Origin of the sequence: Amycolatopsis sp. DSM 110486 (assembly GCF_019468465.1) — a bacterium.
Taxonomy (GTDB): Bacteria; Actinomycetota; Actinomycetes; order Mycobacteriales; family Pseudonocardiaceae; genus Amycolatopsis.
This window is the reverse complement of the sequence record NZ_CP080519.1, coordinates 8,615,185-8,632,664: the sequence shown is the minus strand read 5'-3', so window position 1 is coordinate 8,632,664 and position 17,480 is coordinate 8,615,185. Positions and strand designations below refer to the sequence as shown.

The 17,480-nt window shown below is 68.2% G+C and carries 24 protein-coding genes and 3 pseudogenes; 13 read left to right on the top strand and 14 right to left on the bottom strand.

Annotation, left to right across the window (positions count from 1 at the left end):
- Window positions 1-2 precede the first annotated feature (2 nt).
- On the top strand, window positions 3-224 hold the full coding sequence (locus K1T34_RS41700; RefSeq protein WP_220240171.1) for a hypothetical protein: 222 nt from the start codon (window positions 3-5) through the stop codon (window positions 222-224).
- Window positions 188-403 carry a hypothetical protein gene (locus K1T34_RS41695; RefSeq protein ID WP_220240170.1) on the top strand — a complete coding sequence of 72 codons (216 nt, stop codon included), beginning with the start codon at window positions 188-190 and terminating at the stop codon, window positions 401-403. Before K1T34_RS41700 ends, K1T34_RS41695 begins: the two co-directional genes overlap by 37 nt.
- 464 nt (window positions 404-867) lie before the next feature.
- Here the strand turns inward: K1T34_RS41695 and K1T34_RS41690 are convergent, their stop codons facing one another.
- Together K1T34_RS41690 and K1T34_RS41685 are read right to left on the bottom strand one after the other, a co-directional pair.
- A complete protein-coding gene (locus K1T34_RS41690; RefSeq protein WP_220240169.1) occupies window positions 868-1,344 on the bottom strand; it encodes a DUF6098 family protein in 477 nt (158 codons plus the stop codon).
- 585 nt (window positions 1,345-1,929) lie between these two features.
- Complete coding sequence (locus K1T34_RS41685; RefSeq protein WP_220239988.1) at window positions 1,930-3,009, bottom strand: IS630 family transposase; 1,080 nt, start codon at window positions 3,007-3,009, stop codon at window positions 1,930-1,932.
- Window positions 3,010-3,740: 731 nt separating this feature from the next.
- Here K1T34_RS41685 and K1T34_RS41680 point away from each other — a divergent pair.
- From K1T34_RS41680 to K1T34_RS41670, 3 genes and pseudogenes are all read left to right on the top strand, one after another.
- Window positions 3,741-4,541 (top strand): hypothetical protein, encoded by an 801-nt coding sequence (locus K1T34_RS41680; RefSeq protein ID WP_220240168.1) that lies wholly within the window; start codon window positions 3,741-3,743, stop codon window positions 4,539-4,541.
- Window positions 4,542-4,594: 53 nt separating this feature from the next.
- Window positions 4,595-5,080 carry a DUF4383 domain-containing protein gene (locus K1T34_RS41675; RefSeq protein WP_220240167.1) on the top strand — a complete coding sequence of 162 codons (486 nt, stop codon included), beginning with the start codon at window positions 4,595-4,597 and terminating at the stop codon, window positions 5,078-5,080.
- An 85-nt stretch (window positions 5,081-5,165) separates the two neighbouring features.
- Window positions 5,166-5,716: pseudogene (locus K1T34_RS41670) on the top strand (hemerythrin domain-containing protein).
- 357 nt (window positions 5,717-6,073) lie between these two features.
- On the opposite strand, the gene K1T34_RS53980 reads toward K1T34_RS41670, so the two are convergent.
- Window positions 6,074-6,268 carry a VOC family protein gene (locus K1T34_RS53980; protein WP_255638837.1) on the bottom strand — a complete coding sequence of 65 codons (195 nt, stop codon included), beginning with the start codon at window positions 6,266-6,268 and terminating at the stop codon, window positions 6,074-6,076.
- A gap of 411 nt (window positions 6,269-6,679) precedes the next feature.
- On the opposite strand from K1T34_RS53980, the gene K1T34_RS41660 reads away from it, so the two are divergent.
- Entirely contained in the window at window positions 6,680-7,096 is a 417-nt protein-coding gene (locus tag K1T34_RS41660; RefSeq protein ID WP_220240166.1) for a DUF6292 family protein, read from the top strand.
- A 576-nt stretch (window positions 7,097-7,672) separates the two neighbouring features.
- Here K1T34_RS41660 and K1T34_RS54895 read toward each other — a convergent pair.
- From K1T34_RS54895 to K1T34_RS41635, 5 genes are all read right to left on the bottom strand, one after another.
- Window positions 7,673-7,780, bottom strand: coding sequence for a DUF6098 family protein (locus tag K1T34_RS54895; protein WP_370643856.1), 108 nt, complete (start codon window positions 7,778-7,780; stop codon window positions 7,673-7,675).
- Between the two features lie 226 nt (window positions 7,781-8,006).
- The gene (locus K1T34_RS41650; RefSeq protein WP_255637949.1) at window positions 8,007-8,321 is read right to left on the bottom strand and encodes an ANTAR domain-containing protein; all 315 of its coding nucleotides are present in this window, start codon (window positions 8,319-8,321) and stop codon (window positions 8,007-8,009) included.
- 147 nt (window positions 8,322-8,468) lie between these two features.
- Window positions 8,469-8,918 (bottom strand): hypothetical protein, encoded by a 450-nt coding sequence (locus K1T34_RS41645; protein ID WP_220240163.1) that lies wholly within the window; start codon window positions 8,916-8,918, stop codon window positions 8,469-8,471.
- On the bottom strand, window positions 8,915-9,343 hold the full coding sequence (locus tag K1T34_RS41640) for a DUF6292 family protein (RefSeq protein WP_220240162.1): 429 nt from the start codon (window positions 9,341-9,343) through the stop codon (window positions 8,915-8,917). The genes K1T34_RS41645 and K1T34_RS41640 overlap by 4 nt, the downstream gene beginning before the upstream one ends.
- A 76-nt stretch (window positions 9,344-9,419) precedes the next feature.
- Window positions 9,420-9,869, bottom strand: a complete 450-nt coding sequence (locus K1T34_RS41635; RefSeq protein ID WP_220240161.1) for an Hsp20/alpha crystallin family protein — start codon at window positions 9,867-9,869, stop codon at window positions 9,420-9,422.
- Window positions 9,870-9,972: 103 nt separating this feature from the next.
- Between K1T34_RS41635 and K1T34_RS41630 the strand changes: the two genes are divergently transcribed.
- Window positions 9,973-10,632, top strand: a complete 660-nt coding sequence (locus tag K1T34_RS41630; protein ID WP_220240160.1) for an HSP18 transcriptional regulator — start codon at window positions 9,973-9,975, stop codon at window positions 10,630-10,632.
- A gap of 177 nt (window positions 10,633-10,809) precedes the next feature.
- On the opposite strand, the gene K1T34_RS41625 is transcribed toward K1T34_RS41630, so the two are convergent.
- Window positions 10,810-11,271: a DUF6098 family protein gene (locus tag K1T34_RS41625; RefSeq protein ID WP_220240159.1), complete on the bottom strand. Its 462-nt coding sequence runs from the start codon at window positions 11,269-11,271 to the stop codon at window positions 10,810-10,812.
- An 87-nt stretch (window positions 11,272-11,358) separates the two neighbouring features.
- Between K1T34_RS41625 and K1T34_RS41620 the strand changes: the two genes are divergently transcribed.
- Window positions 11,359-11,535: a hypothetical protein gene (locus K1T34_RS41620; protein ID WP_220240158.1), complete on the top strand. Its 177-nt coding sequence runs from the start codon at window positions 11,359-11,361 to the stop codon at window positions 11,533-11,535.
- 175 nt (window positions 11,536-11,710) lie between these two features.
- The gene (locus K1T34_RS41615; protein WP_220240157.1) at window positions 11,711-12,490 is read left to right on the top strand and encodes an ANTAR domain-containing protein; all 780 of its coding nucleotides are present in this window, start codon (window positions 11,711-11,713) and stop codon (window positions 12,488-12,490) included.
- Between the two features lie 8 nt (window positions 12,491-12,498).
- Here the strand turns inward: K1T34_RS41615 and K1T34_RS41610 are convergent, their stop codons facing one another.
- A complete protein-coding gene (locus K1T34_RS41610; RefSeq protein WP_220240156.1) occupies window positions 12,499-12,735 on the bottom strand; it encodes a hypothetical protein in 237 nt (78 codons plus the stop codon).
- Window positions 12,728-13,396 (bottom strand): ANTAR domain-containing protein, encoded by a 669-nt coding sequence (locus K1T34_RS41605; RefSeq protein ID WP_220240155.1) that lies wholly within the window; start codon window positions 13,394-13,396, stop codon window positions 12,728-12,730. The genes K1T34_RS41610 and K1T34_RS41605 overlap by 8 nt, the downstream gene beginning before the upstream one ends.
- Window positions 13,397-13,582: 186 nt before the next feature.
- Between K1T34_RS41605 and K1T34_RS54890 the strand changes: the two are divergent.
- Both K1T34_RS54890 and K1T34_RS53975 read left to right on the top strand, forming a co-directional pair.
- Window positions 13,583-13,666, top strand: a pseudogene (locus K1T34_RS54890) (ANTAR domain-containing protein); the annotation flags it as partial.
- 266 nt (window positions 13,667-13,932) lie between these two features.
- A pseudogene (locus K1T34_RS53975) lies at window positions 13,933-14,149 on the top strand (plasmid stabilization protein); the annotation flags it as partial.
- Window positions 14,150-14,202: 53 nt separating this feature from the next.
- Here the strand turns inward: K1T34_RS53975 and K1T34_RS41595 are convergent.
- Window positions 14,203-14,541, bottom strand: a complete 339-nt coding sequence (locus K1T34_RS41595) for a MerR family transcriptional regulator (protein ID WP_220240154.1) — start codon at window positions 14,539-14,541, stop codon at window positions 14,203-14,205.
- A gap of 843 nt (window positions 14,542-15,384) precedes the next feature.
- Here K1T34_RS41595 and K1T34_RS41590 point away from each other — a divergent pair.
- Window positions 15,385-15,636 (top strand): hypothetical protein, encoded by a 252-nt coding sequence (locus K1T34_RS41590; protein WP_220240153.1) that lies wholly within the window; start codon window positions 15,385-15,387, stop codon window positions 15,634-15,636.
- Window positions 15,637-15,673: 37 nt separating this feature from the next.
- On the opposite strand, the gene K1T34_RS54885 is transcribed toward K1T34_RS41590, so the two are convergent.
- The gene (locus K1T34_RS54885; protein WP_220240152.1) at window positions 15,674-16,018 is read right to left on the bottom strand and encodes a DUF2188 domain-containing protein; all 345 of its coding nucleotides are present in this window, start codon (window positions 16,016-16,018) and stop codon (window positions 15,674-15,676) included.
- Between the two features lie 158 nt (window positions 16,019-16,176).
- Between K1T34_RS54885 and K1T34_RS41580 the strand changes: the two genes are divergently transcribed.
- Window positions 16,177-16,503, top strand: coding sequence for an ANTAR domain-containing protein (locus K1T34_RS41580; RefSeq protein WP_255637948.1), 327 nt, complete (start codon window positions 16,177-16,179; stop codon window positions 16,501-16,503).
- Window positions 16,504-16,618: 115 nt separating this feature from the next.
- On the opposite strand, the gene K1T34_RS41575 is transcribed toward K1T34_RS41580, so the two are convergent.
- Complete coding sequence (locus K1T34_RS41575; protein WP_220240151.1) at window positions 16,619-17,476, bottom strand: SDR family oxidoreductase; 858 nt, start codon at window positions 17,474-17,476, stop codon at window positions 16,619-16,621.
- Between the last annotated feature and the right edge of the window lie 4 nt (window positions 17,477-17,480).

Here is a 17,480-nt window from a genome sequence, read left to right as displayed (position 1 = left end):
CCGTGGGTACGCTGCTCGCCTTGGCCTCCGCGGTCTGCTACGGCCTGTCCGACTTCGTCGGCGGTCTCGTCTCACGCCGCGCGCCCTTCGCCGCGGTGGCACCGATCGGGCAGGGCGGCGGGCTGCTGCTCGCGCTGCTCCTCACGCCGATCCTGCCCTCCGGCGCCGTCACACCGCCGCCGGAGGTATGTCGGCCGCGGGCCGGCGGGCCGCGGCGGGCGTAGCCAAGGCGCCGGCGGAGGACGACGCGTCGGCGCTGCTGGCGCCGCTCGGGGAGGCGCGGCGCCACCACCTGGCGGCCGACCACGCCGACCTGGCGGCGCGCGTCGGCGAGCTTGGCGAAGAGACCGGCCGCGTACGTGAGGAGGCGATCTCCGACCGGCGCCGCCGAACCCACGGCTGACGGGAGACCGACGTCGGCGCCGCACGCGAGGACCGTCCGACCGTGCTACTCGCCCACAGGCTCGGGCAAGTCCGACGTGAGCGCGTGGAGACCCGAGCGCTACGGCAGCCTCAAGGATCAGACCCGGTCCGCCACCGTGGCACCCGTGGTCATGGGCAACGAGGACCGCCCGGGAAGTCGGCGAGGAGCTGAAGACCTCCTTCTCCGCACGGATCCCGCAATCGCGCGGCTGTTCGCGCGGGCCAGCCCGGCAACGGGACCTTCCGAAGGTCTCCGTTCGGCGCTGATCGTGCAGTGCCGCCATAACGCCACCGCTCTGCCGGCCGTTAGCAGATCAGCCACGAACAGATCACCGGCAGCGAACTGGTGACGCTCGACCGAAGAGCCACGCCCCCAGCCCGACGCCCCAAGCCGGCCACCGCGGTGATCACTGCGTTCGTGGGTGGGCTGATCCGCGCCTGTGGTCAGCGCCGGGCGTGGCGGTCCATCGGACCCCACTCGCGGGAACCTTGCTCGTCCACCAGGTGCCGCGCCTCGCGCAGCACGGTATCGGCCACCCAGGCCAGCGGCTGGGCGTCGACGACCAGGGGCTCATTGTCGGGGCCGCGGGCAATCTCGCGGCCCCGCAGCACCCACGGGCGGACGCCGGGGCCGCGCAGGTCGCGCAGGTGCTCGTAGTCGTACAGTCGGCGCGCGAGCCACAGCCGTATGGAACGGTCACGCCACCAGGACTCCGTCCGCAGCGGGTTCGCCGACAGGCCCGGCAGCGAGATGCCGGTGAGCCCGTCAAGGCTCGTCGGGGCGCGGTGGTCGTCGGCGAGGTCGGCGTCGGGGCCCCGCGACCAGCGCACGTACAGATTGTCGCCGCCTTCGGTCTCGAACAGGCGGGCCAGGTCCACGAGGTCGGAGACCGTGGGCAGATCCGTGCCGATGCGAGTCATGCTGCCCCGGTACCCAGGTGGCCACGCGCGAAACGCGGTGGTCGTCACACCCACGACCGGGTAAGCCCGGACATGCGCGACGGCCCCGATCAACCGACATCGCCGGCCCGACGACGCCGACCCAGGCCGCGAGAACGACCTACTCATCGAGGGCGATCCGTGGGCATCTGCGTGCTCGCGGCATTGTCGCGGTGATTCCCGAACCTGTCGATCAGGCCGGCACCGCACACGCCGGTGTTCCCACGGCGGTCGCCCACCGGCATTCGACTCAAAGCCAAGGGGAAACCCGAAAACAAGGGCAAAGCCCACATCCCGCGCAGCCGATCGAACTTCGCCTCCACAGGCCCACCGCGCTTACGTACGGCGGGGAAGCCGCATCCAGCCCCGAAGCGCGTCCTCATCATCAAGCCGAGCCGTGGGCGTTTCGACCCGCCCATCCACAATAGACAGCACCCCAGTCGCAGCCTGTCTCCGACCAGGCTCCCCCGCTGTTGGTCATGGTGCCGCCCCGACCTGGCTTTGCCAGCGCCGAGACGGCAGTGTTGACAGTGACTTCCGGAGGCCGTCGCCGTGGGGTCGCAGACCCTAGTGTCGCGTGTCTGAAGTAATTTTACGGTTGATTTTGGTGATGATGTCGTCGTCGGTGGCGGTCCAGGTGAAGGGTTTGGCGCGGTCGTTGTAGGCGTCGATGAAGTCGCGGATGGCGGTTTCGAGGTTGCTGACGCTGGTGAAGGTGCCGCGGCGGATGGCTTGGCGGGTGATGATGCCGAAGAAGATTTCGACCATGTTCAGCCAGGAGCAGCTGGTGGGCGTGAAGTGCAGGGTGATCCGCGTGTTCTTGTCCAGCCACTTTTGGATCTCGGGGTGTTTGTGGGTGGCGTAGTTGTCGACCACGATGTGCAGCTTGACCCGCGGGTGGGCCTTGGCGACTCTTTTGAGGAAGGCAAGGAACTCGACGTTGCTGTGGCGCGGATAGCAGGCGTCGGCGCTGATCCTGCCGGTGGCGACCTCCAGCGCGGCGAAGAGGGTGGTGGTGCCGTGGCGGACGTAGTCGTGGGTTTGTCGTTCGGGCAGTCCCGGGCGCAGCGGCAACGCCAGCTGGGTCCGGTCCAGGGCTTGGATTTGGGATTTCTCGTCTACGCTGACCACGACCGCGTTCGCCGGAGGGTTGAGATACAGACCCACGACATCGCGGATCTTGGGCTCCAGTTCGGGGTCGGTGGAGAACTTGAATGTCTCGATCCGATGGGGCTGAATGTTCCACTTCCGCCAGATCCGCGCCACCGTCGCGAAGGAGATTCCCAGCCGAGTCGCCATCAGCCGTGACGACCAGTGCGTCACCCCCAACTCTGCCGGTGGTTTCCCCTTGTCTGCCAAGGTTTCCGCTAGCACGGAGACCTCGTCGATCTCCGGCGCCCGCCCTGGCCGCGGCAGGTCACCCAAGCCGACGATTCCGGCGTGCTCGTAGCGGCCACGCCACTTGAGCACCGTCGGCCTCGTCGAGCCGGTTCGGGCAGCGATCTCAGTATTGGGAACACCATCGGAGGCCAGCAACACGATCCTGGCCCGCTGGACAAGCCCAGCCGAAGCCGTCGTGGACCTGGTCACCGCCCGAAGCCGTTCCCGATCACCATCACGCAACTCCAACGCCGAGGCCACGTACATGACTGTGATTCTCTCAACACCACAGACGTAAATCAATCAACGACACGCAACACTAGGCGACAGGAACGTCCCGTTCGTGCCGAAAAGGCCGGTGCTGACGGTGACTCGCTGGCCAACGTTGCCGATCCCCTGACCGGCCGTGGCGTGAATTTCCGGGCCAGGAAACGAAAATCCGGGGATACCTCAATTCCCCACTTCCTCGCGGTGACGTGCCGTCATTTGCCGCCGATTACCCGACGACAGCGACCAGACACGTCCTCGCCCAAATTTTCTGCCGCCAACGGCCGCCTAGTTGATGATCTGCGAATCACCGCGCGCGTTGAGCTGCACACAGAATTTCTGACTTGATCTTGCGCTGACTTCGATTGGAACCGGTTCACGAAATAAGTTCGCCGACGACGTTGGTATCCGGTCAATCGCAGCCTTCTGCACGCCGCGGCCCGTGAGTTTGGTGCCGACTAATCCGGGTATGCGCACGTCATACGACGCGACTGGAGCTCCGGCTGGTCCCGTCGTATGCAGCGACCAGCACAACTCATCCGGCTTGTGACATCTCACCAAGATGCTCGGACATGCGGACAATGATCGACGGAGGATCTCCCTGACCAGACCGGAACCGCGCGGTTGTCCACAACCCGCATCGACGTTTCAGCCCAGATGACATTTGCACGTGAACCCTGATGTTTCGCCGATCAGTGGCGAGCCACAGCGTTCCTTGGAGGGATAGATCAATGGATACAGGTTTCAACGTCCTGCAGAGTCTGCAGAGTGCGTTCACGACATTCGTGGGCTACCTGCCCCAGCTGATCGGCGCGTTGCTCGTGCTGCTGATCGGTTTCATCATCGCCAAGCTGCTGGACAAGGCCATCACCAAAGGCCTCCAGAAGGCCAAGGTCGACGACAAGCTGAAGACCGGCGGCGGCGCGAACTACGTGGAGAAGCTCTCCCCCCAGGGCAGCCCCTCCAAGCTCGTCGGCCTGGTCGTGTTCTGGGTGATCATGTTCTTCGTGATCTCCTCGGCCATCGGGACGCTGGGAATTCCGGCGTTGACCGCGTTCATGAACCAAGTGCTGAGCTACCTGCCCAACGTCATCGCCGCGCTGCTGATCTTCATCGTCGCGGCCGCGGTCGCCGGCGCGGTCGGCGGGCTGCTGCACCGCACCATGGGCGACACCCCGACCGGGAAGATCGCCCGCACCCTCGCCCCGGCGATGATCATGGGGATCGCCGTGTTCATGATCCTCACCCAGCTGGGTATCTCGCCGGTGATCGTTACGATCACCTACGTCGCCCTGGTCGGCGCGGCAGCTCTGGCCGCGGCAATGGCCTTCGGCATCGGCGGCCGCGACGCCGCCGCGAAGCTGGTCAATTCCGGATACGAGAAGGCCAGGGAACAGAACGACACCGTCAAGTCGGACCTGGCGATCGGCAAACAGCGCGCCGCCGAGGACGCCGCCGATACCAAGCAGAAGACCGAGCGGAAGGTCGGCGACCAACACCGCAAGGTCGACCGCATCGGCTTCGAGCAGTAGTCCCGCGCCGCCGGTCACGTTCGAAGCGCACTCCCTACACGGAGGAGAAAGCCATGTCGACACGCGCACCTTCACCCACTTCCACCGGACGGTCGTCCGCCCGGCTCGCCGCCGGCATCGTCGCCGTCGTTTTCCTGCTGGTCGGCGTGCTCGGGTTCATCCCCGGCGTCACGACCGACTACGACCAGATGGGCTTCGCCGGGCACGGCTCGATGGCCATGCTCTTCGGCGTGTTCATGGTCTCCACCCTGCACAACATCGTGCACTTGCTCTTCGGCGTCGTCGGCCTGGCGTGCGCCCGCACCTCACGCGCGGCCCGGCTGTACCTCCTCGTCGGCGGAGTCGTGTACCTCGTGCTGTGGCTCTACGGCCTGCTCATCAACTACGGCAGCGACGCCAACTTCGTCCCGTTCAACAACGCGGACAACTGGCTGCACCTGGGTCTCGGCATCGGCATGATCGCCCTCGGCCTTCTCACCGGCCGCGAGGCACACGGTGTCCCCGCACCGCACGCCACCGACGGGCCCCGCGCCCGCTAGCCAGCACGCGCCGGCGTTTCCCCCATGGCGGGGACAGCGACCGACGTGCAGGGGAAAGCCCGCAGCCGACAAGAAGGAGATTTTCATGGTGGAGAACAACGAGGACGTCATTGATTTGCTGCAGCGGCAGCACCGGGAGATCCGCGAGCTGTTCACACAGCTGGAAACAGCGGAGGACGACCAGCGACGGAAAGTGTTCCGCAGCCTCGTACGGCTCCTGGCCGTGCACGAGACAGCGGAGGAAGAAGTAGTGCACCCGGAGATCCGCGACCTCGAACCAGCGGCCGAGCCCGTGGTCGAGGCGCGACTGGGCGAGGAGCACCGCGCCAAGGAACTACTGACCACCCAAAAATGGGCCCGGACGCCGACGGATTCGACACACTGCTGGTCCAGCTCCGAGACGACGTGTTCGCACACGCCGAACACGAAGAACGCGAGGAGTTCCCCATGCTGCGAGCCCACCGGCCGCCGGAGCGCCTGCGGGCGATGGCGGCGACCGTACGGCTCGCCGAGGCCGTGGCGCCGACCCGGCCGCATCCCGGTGCAGAGAGCGCGAAGGCCAACCTCCTACTGGGGCCACCGGCCGCGATCATCGACCGGGCGCGCGACGCCATCCGCGCCGCGCTCGGAAGGTGAACTGCAGCGCACGAAGAAAACTGCACAACGGTGGGGTTGTTGCCGGCCCGAACGAGTTCACGTCAGAAGTCGGGCGGACCTAACGCCCGGGAGGTGGATGAATCCAATGCCAGCGAGGAAACGCCCACCGCGGCCGGCCGGCGCCGTCCCCTGACCCTCCGCAACGAAGGCGAGGCACGCCGGCCGGCCCGGTGAACGCCTGGGCCTTGGCGGCGTCGCGTGTCAACGGGCCACTCAGCTTCTTCCTCCGCGGCGGTGGGGTTGTAAGTGGCGCGGATGACTGCGGGGTTTTCGCGTGTGCGCAGCAGGTGGCGCTCGTTCACGAACTCCCGCTGCCGGCGGGCGCGTGGCTGAGCTCTACGACGCAGAACACGTTCCCGTCGGGGTCGGCGAGGACCACGAAGTCGGGATCCGGCGGGTAGCTGTCCCATCGACCTGCTGGGCACCCAGCGCGACCAGGCGTTCAACTTCGGCCCGTTGTTCGTCGGAGGTGTCCACGAAGAGGTCGAGATGCACACGGGGGCGCCGCTCGACCGGCGAGGAACTTCGCATCAAGCCCAAGCCCACAGCCGGTCCCCGCCATCCCGGCGCCGAAGGGTTTGCCAGTTGCCGCTCTCCCACTCCGGCGAGTTTTCGAGCCCGAGCGCGGCGCTCCAGAAGATACTGGCACGAGACAGATCGGCGACCCCGACCACGGGAAATCCCAGCCTCAGCACCATCGGCGCCTCGCCTCGTCCTCCGCGCCACGCGCGGACAGTTGGTTCTCGTCGCGTCCGGATGACCGCGGCCGCGTGCCCGCAAACGTCCGTTCGCCGCGGTCGGCGCCAGTGATGAGTGCGCGATGGCAACGCGGAGACCGGGTCGGCCACAAAGGGTTGGTTTCGCGCCTCCGCCTGCGGGAATCCAGCTAGCGCATGGTGCATCCATCCACGGGGCAGGCTCAGGTGAAGGTGGTGGTGACCGGTGAAACCGGAGCCCACGTATCGAGAAGAACTGCTGCTGCGCCACTACATAGAGTCGGTCGCCCAGCAGGTGGGAGTGGAAGCGACCGCGGTGCTGTGCGAGTGCGGCACGCCCTCGACCGCATACGTCGCGCTCGCCGACACGTCACGCGCGTGGCCCGGGCGGCTGCTGATGCTCGCGTGGAGCAGTGACGACGGCTGGCGGCTGGCGCTCGAACCCGAAAGCGGTGAACCGCCTGTGATCGTTGCCGCGTGGCCGGAACCAGTCCGCCCGGCCCCGGCACGGGTCGCGCGCCGCCTCCAGAACGAGCTGCGAACGCGGGCGCAGTCAGCCGCGACGGTGGCGCCAACGCCGTCGGAAATTGCGGCCCACCCGACGCGGCAGCCGGAACTTGCCTCCACGCCGATCAGTCAGTGAAGTCTTGCCGTGCGCCCGCGGGGGACCGGCAGCTGTGAGTCGACATTCTCCCGACGCGGGCGCACAAGCGATGCTGATGCGGCGGCCCGCCCGTGTTGACCGCAATGGCGCGGGTACCCCACCTGCGCAGCGGTGTCAGCCGCCGCGCGACCCAGTTCCAGAGAGGAGACATCATGGCCACCGGCGAAACCGGATTCGACGACGTCACCTACGACCTGGTGTCTGTGCAATACCACTGCAATACCACGCCCTGAAGGCGGGACACGACTACGGCCAGTACGTCAGGGACGCGGACAACGCGGGCAAGCAGGACATCGCCGATTTTTTCCGCACAGTGATGGAGGAAGACTCGGCGCGGGCCAAGCAGTGTCACGAATTCATCAAAGAGCTGTTTGGCAGCTCGGAATCAGGCCCAGCCGTCACGTAAGGCCACCCGGCTCCGTCCGTCTGGCAAGGCGAGGGCAGAGCTGCACACGGCCGCCGGCTCAGCCGGTGGCCGTGTGCTCAGCGGTGTGAGGACGTCGGTCCATCGGGACCTATTCGCGCGACCCGTGGGCATCGACGAGGGCGCGTGTTTCACGCAGCACGGTGTCCGCGACCAAACAGCGGTTCGTCGCAGCGTACGAGCGGCTCGTTATCCGGTCCACGCGCGACTTCCGTGCCACGCAGAACCCATGGGCGCACGCCGGGACCGCGCAGTTCGCCCAGATGTTGGGTGATCCCATCACGCCTCGACACTGGCGCACCTCCTGATACCTACTCAGCGGCCTTGCCGCTGACGACACCTGACCAGCTCGGCGCAACACAGGACGGGTGTGCACCCGGGCCGGGCGCGGTATGCCGCAGGCACGGCCCACCAGGACTCAGAGAAGCCGGCGCTCAGGGTTGCTTCGCTTGCCTTCGCGCCGGCTCAACGAGGAGCGGTGCGCTCCGCGCTCCAAATTTCGGCGGATTTGAGCTCGACGAGCACGGCGGCGGTCGTCTCCTGCGGTACCGCCGCCGTGCTCCGGGTACCGGCCGCGACCACCACCGCTGCGACATCGTGCAGCTTCACGTTCGTGTGCTGGGAAATCTCGCGCAACGCCGTGAACGCGTCGTCCGCCGAACAGGTCCGCAGGACCATGAGCATGCCCTTGGCCTGCTCGATCACCGGCCGCGTCGCGAGCGCGTCCTCCAGCTGCTTTACCTTGGTGGCCTGGTCCACACGCTCTGAATCAAGGTTCACTCGAAAATCCTTACACCGCCCCGGTCCAAGTTCTGTGCCGGCGGAGCTGTTCACCCGCCCGTATCGAGCTTCGCGCAAGCCTTTCCGCGAGCCCACCCTGCCAGCCCACGCGCCCGGCGAGTCCACATCGGACCCTGACTGGTTCGATCACGCAGCCGCATGCAGCGCCACCCCCTCTTCCAGAACTGACTCCGCGTCGGCGAGAACTGCGTCGATCGCACGCAGCTGCGCTTGGGTGCGGCGGACGGTGCCCTCGGCTTCCGCGCGCAGGGCGGCCGCGCGGTGCTGCGCCGCCAGGACGAGGTCGTCGGCTTCCGACCGGGCCAGAGCGAGGAGGCGGCTCACCTTCGCACCGACGGCGGCCGGGTCGGCCGGGGCGCGGCAGAGGCGGTCGAGCTGTTCACGCAGCACGGTGATTTCCGCGCGGGCCTGGGTGAGGCGGTCGGCGAGGAATTCGGCCCGGGAGTGTGCGCCGTCGCGGTCGAGGGTGAGCAGGCGCAGATCCTCGTGGAGCTCGGCGATCCGGTCGTCAACCTGCCCACGGTCGTAGCCACGCAGTGTGAGTGCGAAGCTATCGGGCAGGGGCAGGGTCGTCACGGCTTTACCCTCCCGCTGAGCAGGGCGATCAGTTCCTCGGCGCGTCCCGCGGTCCGGAGGCGGGGCGGATCGGGTGTGCCGACCGTGTGGTCGTCGGCCAGCACGGCTTCGGCGAAGCGGGCTACGTGCTCGGGCGGCGGCGCAACGGTGCCGCCGAGATAGCGGACGACGATGAGGTCTTCACCGGAGTGGGTCTCGACGGCGGCGGCCCAACCACGCTCCTCGTCCCACAGCAGCGCGAAATCGCGGTTCGGGTACGCCGGGTGCCGCTGGTCGAGCGCGAGGTAGGCCGACAGCGGTGAGGCGTGGTCCAGCGTGCACGACTCGAGCCCGATGCCGAGTTCGGCTGTCACGGCTCGCAGATAGGCGGTCAAGGCGGGGGCGGCGGCGTGGTGGCCGGTCGGGATGTCGATCGATGCGGTCACAGGAGCCGATGTCCTTTCTCGTGCGGGAGGGCCGGGCCGCGCGACGGGCCCGGCCCTCAGTGGCAGCACAACGTCGTCAGGAAGTGATCTCTTTGCGGTCCGCACCGGCGGTTCCGGTGGAGACGGTGATCCGGCGTGGCTGTGCGGTTTCGGCGACCGGGATCCGCACGGTCAGCACACCGGCTTCGTACGCGGCCGAGATCCGCGTGGTGTCGAGCCCATCTCCCAGCAGCAGCTGCCGGGAGAACACGCCGTAGGGGCGCTCCGAGACCTGCAGCCGTGCGTCGTCGCCAGTGGGCAGCGGGCGGCGCTCGGCCTTGACGGTCAGGACGTTGCGTTCGACTTCGAGCTCGACCGCGTCGGGATCGACGCCGGGGAGGTCGAAGCAGGCAACGAACTCGTCGCCGGCTCGGTAGGCGTCCATTGGCATCGGGGCGGGCCGCGACCACGTCCCGGGAGACGCGCTGCCCATCAGCTGCTGCGTGAGCCGGTCGAACTCGCGGAACGGATCGGTGCGCATCAACATCGGTTCCACCTCCTGGGGTCGTATCGGACTTGTCAACGCGCAGGACTGTTCTAACATGTCATCGAAACGTTGACAAGTCTGAAGTCGTCGAAAGGTTGACAGGATGGACGAGGCGGGTGTCATGGCCCTCGTGGGCCAGGCGGTCGCGGACGCGCGTGCCGCTGCCGCGAATGGAGAACAGCTGCTCGCGGCGCTCAGCGCGCTGCACGCTCTGCGGGTGACGCTCGCCGAGTGGGAGCCGGAGCTCATCACCGCGGCGCGCATGGCCGGCGTGAGCTGGGCGGCCCTGGCGCCGGCGCTCGGGGTCGCGAGCCGGCAGGCGGCGGAACGACGCTACCTGCGGCTCCAGCCGTCCACGACGGGCGAGGCCACGGGCGAGGGCCGCATCGACGCCCAGCGCGACCGCCGGGCCGGCGACCGCGCCGTGTCCGAGTGGGCCCGGCGTAACGCCGTGGTCCTGCGCCAGCTCGCGGCGCGCATCACCGTGGCCGAAGGCATGTCCGCCGCCGGTCGGCGAGCCGCAGCGGGCGTCGCGCAGGCCCTGGCCGCCGACGACGCGTCGGCGCTGTTGGAACCGCTCGCGGCGGCCCGGCGACACCTCGTGGCCGGGCACGCCGACCTCGCCGGCAGCGTCGGCGACATCGGCGCGGAGAGCGGCCGGGTACGAGACCGGGCGATCTCCGACCGCCGACGCCGCACCACCGGCGAGGGTCCCGCCGGCGGCGTCCTGGAAGGAGGAAGCACCCCCGGAACGACGGAATGATCACCGGCAGCGCTGCCGGGCCGACCGCACGGCGCATGGCCTCGCTAGCCCGAAGCGGGGACGGCGCGTCCGCGTGGCGCTGTTCGGCCACCTCGGCTCAGGCACGTCGGACTTGCCACAGGTATCGCTCGGCCGAGGACGCTCTCGCCCGGCACGGGTGAGGGCCAGGGCAACCGGTCAGCGGCCGGCGCGCCGGTCCATCGGCCCCCGCTCACGCGAGCCCTGCTCGTCGACCAGGCAGCGGGCCTCGTGCAGAACCGCGTCGGCGACCCAGGCGAGCGGCTCGGCCGCGACGACCAGCGGTTCGTTGTCTGGCCCGCGGGCGATCTCCCGGCCACGCAACACCCAAGGTCGCACGCCAGGGCCACGCAGGTCACGCAGGTGCTCGTAGTCGTAGAGCCGGCGCGCCAGCCAGAACCGCACCGAGCGGTCCCGCCACCACGCCTCCCTCCGCAGCGGGTTGGCCGACAGCCCCAGCAACCGGATCCCCGTGAGACCGTCCAGACTCGTCTGCGCCCGCTCCCCTTCCGCGAGGTCGGTCCCGGGTCCCCGAGACCAGCGGACATACAGGTCATCGCCACCCTCGGCCTCGAACAACCGGGCCACGTCCGCCAGACCGTTCACCGTGGGCAACCGCATGCGGGTCCGGGCGCAAAAAGTCACGCACGCCCGTTACCCGCCCGAACCACGGGATTCGCCGGATCACAGACCGGGTACGGGAACGACATGCGCGACCGAACCGAACACTCCGACATCGCCCGGCCCACCACGCCCGACCCGGGGCGCGCCGACGACGGCACCCTCTACGACCCCGGCGAGGGCCAGCCGCCCGAGGACGTCGACGACGCCGAGGACACCGGGCAGCGCGTGATCGCCGAGCAACGCGAATGCCGGCGGCAGTGAACGACGGCCACCTCCGCTCGTTCCCGGACGTGCGGCGACCACGCCCAAACCGGACGGTTCCGCCTGCGCCCCCGCGGCGATTCGTTTCCCCGCTCCGGCACGAGGGTAGCCGGTCGATCGGAACCGCGAATACGTCCGCTGCACGCACCGCCCTCGCAGGCGGAGAGGAGCGAAATTGTCGACCTGGAAAAGCGAGGACCTCGAAGCCGGACGGGAGGACGGCAACGGTGCCCTGGCCCGGGAGCTGGCGAGCCTCACCCGGCTGCTGCTCGACGCCACCACGGTCGGTGAAGCGCTGGAGCGGGTCGTCGAGGCCGCTCCCGTGGTGATTCCGGGCGCCGACCTGGTAAGCATCACGCTGTGTGCGCCTGACGGCCAGTTCAACACCCCCGTCCGCACCGAACCGGTTGCCCGCGAGCTGGACCAGGTGCAGTACGACGCCGATGAGGGTCCCTGCGTTGACATCGCCCGGCACGTGGCGCCCGGTTACGCGCTCAGCGACGACCTCGGCCAGGAGCCGCGCTGGCCGACGTTCGCACCGGCCGCGGCGGCGCGCGGCTACCACTCCGTGCTCTCCACCGCCCTGGTGCCGTCGTCAACGGACGACGGGGTGTCCGGCGCCGCACTGAACGTCTACTCGAACCGCGCGCACGCCTTCTCCGAGGAGTCACGCGACGCGGCGCTGCTCCTGGCCGCTCACGCATCTCTGGCGCTGGCACGAACCTCCGCCCTCACGCGGGCTGAGCTGGATCGGCTTAACCTGGAACGCGCCATCGAGAGCCGCGACGTCATCGGGCAGGCGAAGGGCATCTTGATGAGCCGCCGGGGGATCACCGCGGACGAGGCGTTCGACCTGCTGCGCCGTACCTCGCAGGACGTCAACGTGAAGCTGGCCGAGCTGGCCCGGACACTCGCGGAGCGCCACACGGAGCTCGATCTGCCGCCGCACGCCTGAAACGCTGCTCACCGTGCCGGGTCGTGGTAACCGACCGGGTGGTCGAGACCCCGGTCCACGAACACCTCGTTGAGCGCCTGGGCGATCAAGTTGTGCTGGAGACGGTCAGGGCAGAGGATGCCCAGCACGTAAGCCTCGACCTCCAACTGGTCCGCCCCTCCCCCGACGGCCAGGTACTCCGCCCACAGCTCGAACGCGCTCAGCTCGGAAAGCCGATATCCCTCGTACAGGCCGAGTTCACTCATCGGCGTCCCTCCGAAGCAACTCGCGCGCCACGGCCGTCATCGTCACGCCTCGATGGATGGCCCCGGCCGACAGGGCGCGCAGGGCCTCGTCCACGGTGATTCCGTCCCGCTTCGCCAGCCTCGCGCAGGCTCGCTCGAGCTCCCTTCGCCGCGCCAGCGCGGCCTCGAGCCGCGCGCCGGTCGGAACGGTCTCGGACGGATGCCCACCAAGCAAGGCTGCCGCGGTGCGGCCGAACAGATCGAGCCGCGCCTCCGCCAATCCGCCCGCGATCGTGGCGCTACCGGCCGCGTAGCAGTTGAGCCCCGCATGGTCGGCCGGCTGGGGAAGCGGAATCGACAACACCGAGCGGACCTTGGTGGACCCTGCCGCGGCGGCGAACCCTTGTCCCGTGTCCGTGAGGTCCGAGATGAGCGTCCGGCGCCCTTGGCGGGCCGCGTCCACACACGGCCCGCGATCTGCCGCGTACTGCCACTCGTCGAGCCGCACAGCCACCCGGTCGCTCGCCGCCACGGTCTGAAACCGACCACCGTCCCAGCACGTCAAACTGACGGACACCACACCCGAAACCATCTCGGGAACAGCGGCGATCACCGTACGCAGGAGAATGTCACGCTCTCCCGGCGACACACCACGCGCCGCCGCCCGAAACGTCTCGGCCAAACCAGGTCCGCGGTCGGCAACAGGTTCCGCCGCGGACACAGCACGCTCAAGGCGCCGAGGATCCATCCCAGTCCCCACGTTCTTGCTTCAGATGGCTCTGCTCCACTACCCATAGACTCTTGCTTCGCCCCAATTCGTACCCACTCCGACGCGGAGTAAACATCAGCGGCGTGGAAGCAGCGTGCCTGCACAGCCCATGAGGTATTCGAGACTCTCCGCGCACTGTCACAAAACACGAACGTCAAACTTCGCGACGTGGCCCGCCGCTGATCGAGGAAGCCGTGCCTGCCCAGCGCCAGGACAACCCTTCCGAGAGTCCAGTCGGCCGAGCAGGCCGCGAACCCCCGTCGGCCGCTTCTTGACCGACAGGAGCCGGGCACCCGCGCCTCTTCACCGCAGGCACCAAACCGGGCTAACCGCCCAGTCCGCGTGCGAAACGCCTCAAGCCGAACCCTCATCGCAACGTCCGAATGGAGGCCTGGCCGTTTTGCCGATGCGGCCAGCCGATAATCGCGCTTGAGATCCAAGGAGGAGCGGTGCCTGAGAAGAGTGAGAGCACCAAGCGCGAACGTCAGTACGAGCACATCAAGTCTTCGCAGAGGAAGCAGGGCGCCAGCACCCGGCCGTGCCAAGGAAATTGCCGCACGGACGGTCAACAAGAACCAGGCCCAGTCCGGCGAATCCCGTACCGCCAGCAAGAGTTCGACCCGCGACACCCCACCCCAGACCGGCGGCGCTTGCCACGGGCGTAGAGGTCGCAGCTGGGGAGGTGTACCGCGCAGGTCGGCCATACACCCTGGCCGAGGTTACTCGTTCGAACGCAGTTCGGTGTTCTGGCGCTGGGATTCGTGGAGTTGGTCTTCGAGGGAGATGATGCGGCAGGCGGCGTCGATGGCGGTGCCCTCGTCGACGAGTTCTCGCACTCGCGCGGCGATGCGCAGCTGGTGGCGGGAGTAGCGGCGGTGCCCGCCGGCGGAGCGCTGCGGCTCGATCAGGCCGGCTTCATCCAGGCTGCGCAAGAAGTTCTGGGTGGTGCCGAGCATGTCCGCGGCCCGGCCCATGGTGTAGGCGGGGTATTGGTCGTCGTCGAACTTGTCAGCCCCACCCGAACCGGGTGCGGGGGCCTTGCGTTGGTCAGGAGTCATTCCACCTCCACGTCACAAGGGACCCCGGATGCCGTGCACGGCATCCGGGGTCCCAGGGGTTGGGTTTCACCATTGTCAACCGACGCGGACGTCGGCTTCGTGTACCCGCGTCGTCCGTCCGAGAGGCGGAGACTGCGGGGATCGCTTACTCGTAACCGAGAACCACCTTCCAATCCGATGGGACTGCGGTACCCGCGCGGCACTACTGCACAGCCGCCGCGGGCGATCCAATGATGCGCCCTTTCCCTTCTTTCCGGGTTTTTCTTCTTACTGTGCACTTCCACTGCTACCGCTGCGGTCGTCACCGGGCTGGAACCCTTTCCCTGATCGGCCCCAGCATGCGTAACACCGCTGGTCACTGCCCGGAACCCCGTCCGTGATCGGCTCCGGCCACCTGACCGTCCTGCACACACTGCCTTCGCACTGCCACTTACCTGATTCGATACTGCGGTACTGACTTGTTGCTGCGGTACAACAACCTCACAAGCGCACCTGCACCGCTTGCGTCCTGCACCGGGACCGGGACCGGGACCGTCCGGCCAATTCCGTCTTCCGTGCCCGATCCCGGATCGTTCACCGGTCACCAGCCGAGACCTGTCCGTTGATTGGCCCCGCCCTGCCTGACCGCCTTGTCTCACCTCGCGGGTAGTTCCGTCATCTCCCGCGCCTGCTTGACGTTGTCTCTCTCGGTACATGGAGAAGACTACACACGGCCCGGGTTGAATGTCTACCCCAGCCATCATAGATTTGCTCCCGTGCCGGCGACATGAACCCTCGCCGGCACGAACTCGCAGGTCAGCGCCGACACGCGATGGACTCCGGTACACAGAAGGGTGACGAGGCATGGCCGACTCCACCGCGCGGCAGGATCCGTTCGACCTCGACAAGGTGCGCGACCACCAGGAGTACACGCGCGCGCTCACCCAGCTGATCGAACGCGGCCGCCGGGAGCCGTGGACAGCGCTCCTGTCCGGCACCGAGGCCTACGCCATCGCCGAACTGCTCGGCCAATACGCCCAACTCGACCCCACCGCCGAGCTCAGCCAGCTGGCCGCCGCCCTCGCCAGCCGCCTCTACAGCCGACTCGGCGCGTGACCAACCGCGCCAGCCACCTCATGGCCCCCACCGGAAATCAGCTCACGCAATCGCCCGGAAGGCGCTGAAGTTCGACTTGCTCGCCGACCTGCACGAGACCCGCGTGGCGTTGCCCGACCGCTGACCCGCCGCGGCTGGGCAACGCCGGCAGGGGTGTCAGCTGGGATCTTGCGGGAATCGGCGCTGCGCGGATAGGTGTCGCGCTCCGCGATCCTTGCCCTCCATGTCGCGGACGAACTGCTCCGCGCTGGGCTCGAGCGCCAACTCCAAGCCCCGCCACGGCCTCCGCTTTCGTGCCGTGCGTGTGCGAGGCCTGCTGGTTCCCCTCGACCTTGGTCTTCCACTGGCCGGCCCCGTAATAACTCCCGACGCTACCCTTCACGAGCTTTCCCCGCTTCCTGCGGGCGCGCCCAGCGCGCGCCCCTCAGCGCTGAATGCCCGACCTCCCACCAGCAGGAACGACGGTTTCGCACGACCACCCGACGGGGTAAATTCGAATGCCCTGCGGATCGGATGGCCAGCGGATCGAGGGGAGCGACCATGTCCACGGTGGAGTCACAGCCTCAGCGGACGAGCCGGTCGGCGCCGACCCCGCGGCACGCGCCCGAGGACATTGATGCCATGGCGGTACTCGCCGAGGAGAACCGACAGCTGCGTCAGGCGCTGCAGAGCCGAGGGGTGATCGAACAGGCCAAGGGTGTGCTGATGGCACAGCGCTGCTGCGGTCCGGACGAGGCGTTCGCCGTGCTCGTGAAGCTGTCCCAGGACACCAACGTCAAACTCTGCGACGTCGCACGCGCGTTCCTCGACGAGTTCCTCACCACCGCACCCCCGAACCCGCAAGGAGGCCCGACGGCCTCGACTTGACCGACGTGCCACGTACGGACATACCGCTTCCGGGCCATCACCCAGTCCGTCGCCGGCGTCAGTGCGTGCACCGCCGAGCCGTTGAGGGACTTCGGGGTGACCCCGCCGGGATCGCTCAGCCCGGTGTCGTCTCGCCGCCCAGTGCTGCCATGACTTCGCCGCTGTAGTACGAGGAAAGCCGGTTGGCGGCGAGAAAAACGTAGGACGGCGCGAGGTCGTCCGGGTGCGCGGCGCGCTCGAACGGCACCTGCAACCCGAACTTCTCGACCTTCTCCGGTGGGAACGTGGACGGGATCAGCGGCGTCCACACGGGGCCGGGCGCCACGCAGTTGATCCGGATGCCGCGATCGGCCAGTGCCTGCGCCATAGCCATGGTCCACGCGTGTATCGCACCCTTCGTCGCGGAGTAGTCGATGAGGGACTTGTTGCCACGAAGGCCGTTCACCGAACCGGTATTGATGACGACCGCGCCCTCGCGTAGGTGCGGCAGTGCGGCCGCGGTGACCCGGAAGTAGCTGTGCATGTTGACGTCGAACGTGTGCATCCACTGTTCTTCGGTCAGGTCTTCGGGTTTGTCCACAGGCCACTGAGTCGCGGCGTTGTTCACCAGGATGTCGAGCCCGTGCAGGTGGCGCACAGTCTGGTCGACGACCTCGCGGCACTGGTGCGCGACAGCCAGATCCCCCGGCAGCAACAGGCATTCGCGGCCCTCGGCGCGAACCCGCTCGGCGGTGTACTCGGCGTCCTCGTGCTCGCTGAGGTACGCGATCGCGACGTCGGCGCCCTCCTTCGCGAACGCGATCGCCACGGCGCGTCCGATCCCGGAGTCCCCGCCGGTGATCAGGGCCCGTTTCCCGGCGAGCAGGCCGCGCCCCTCGTAGTCGGCCATCGTGTCTCGCGGCCGCGGGTCCATGTCCTCGGTCAGGCCTGGGGGTTCCTGTCGCTGCGGCGGGCGTAGTCGTTCTTCGGCCATGGGT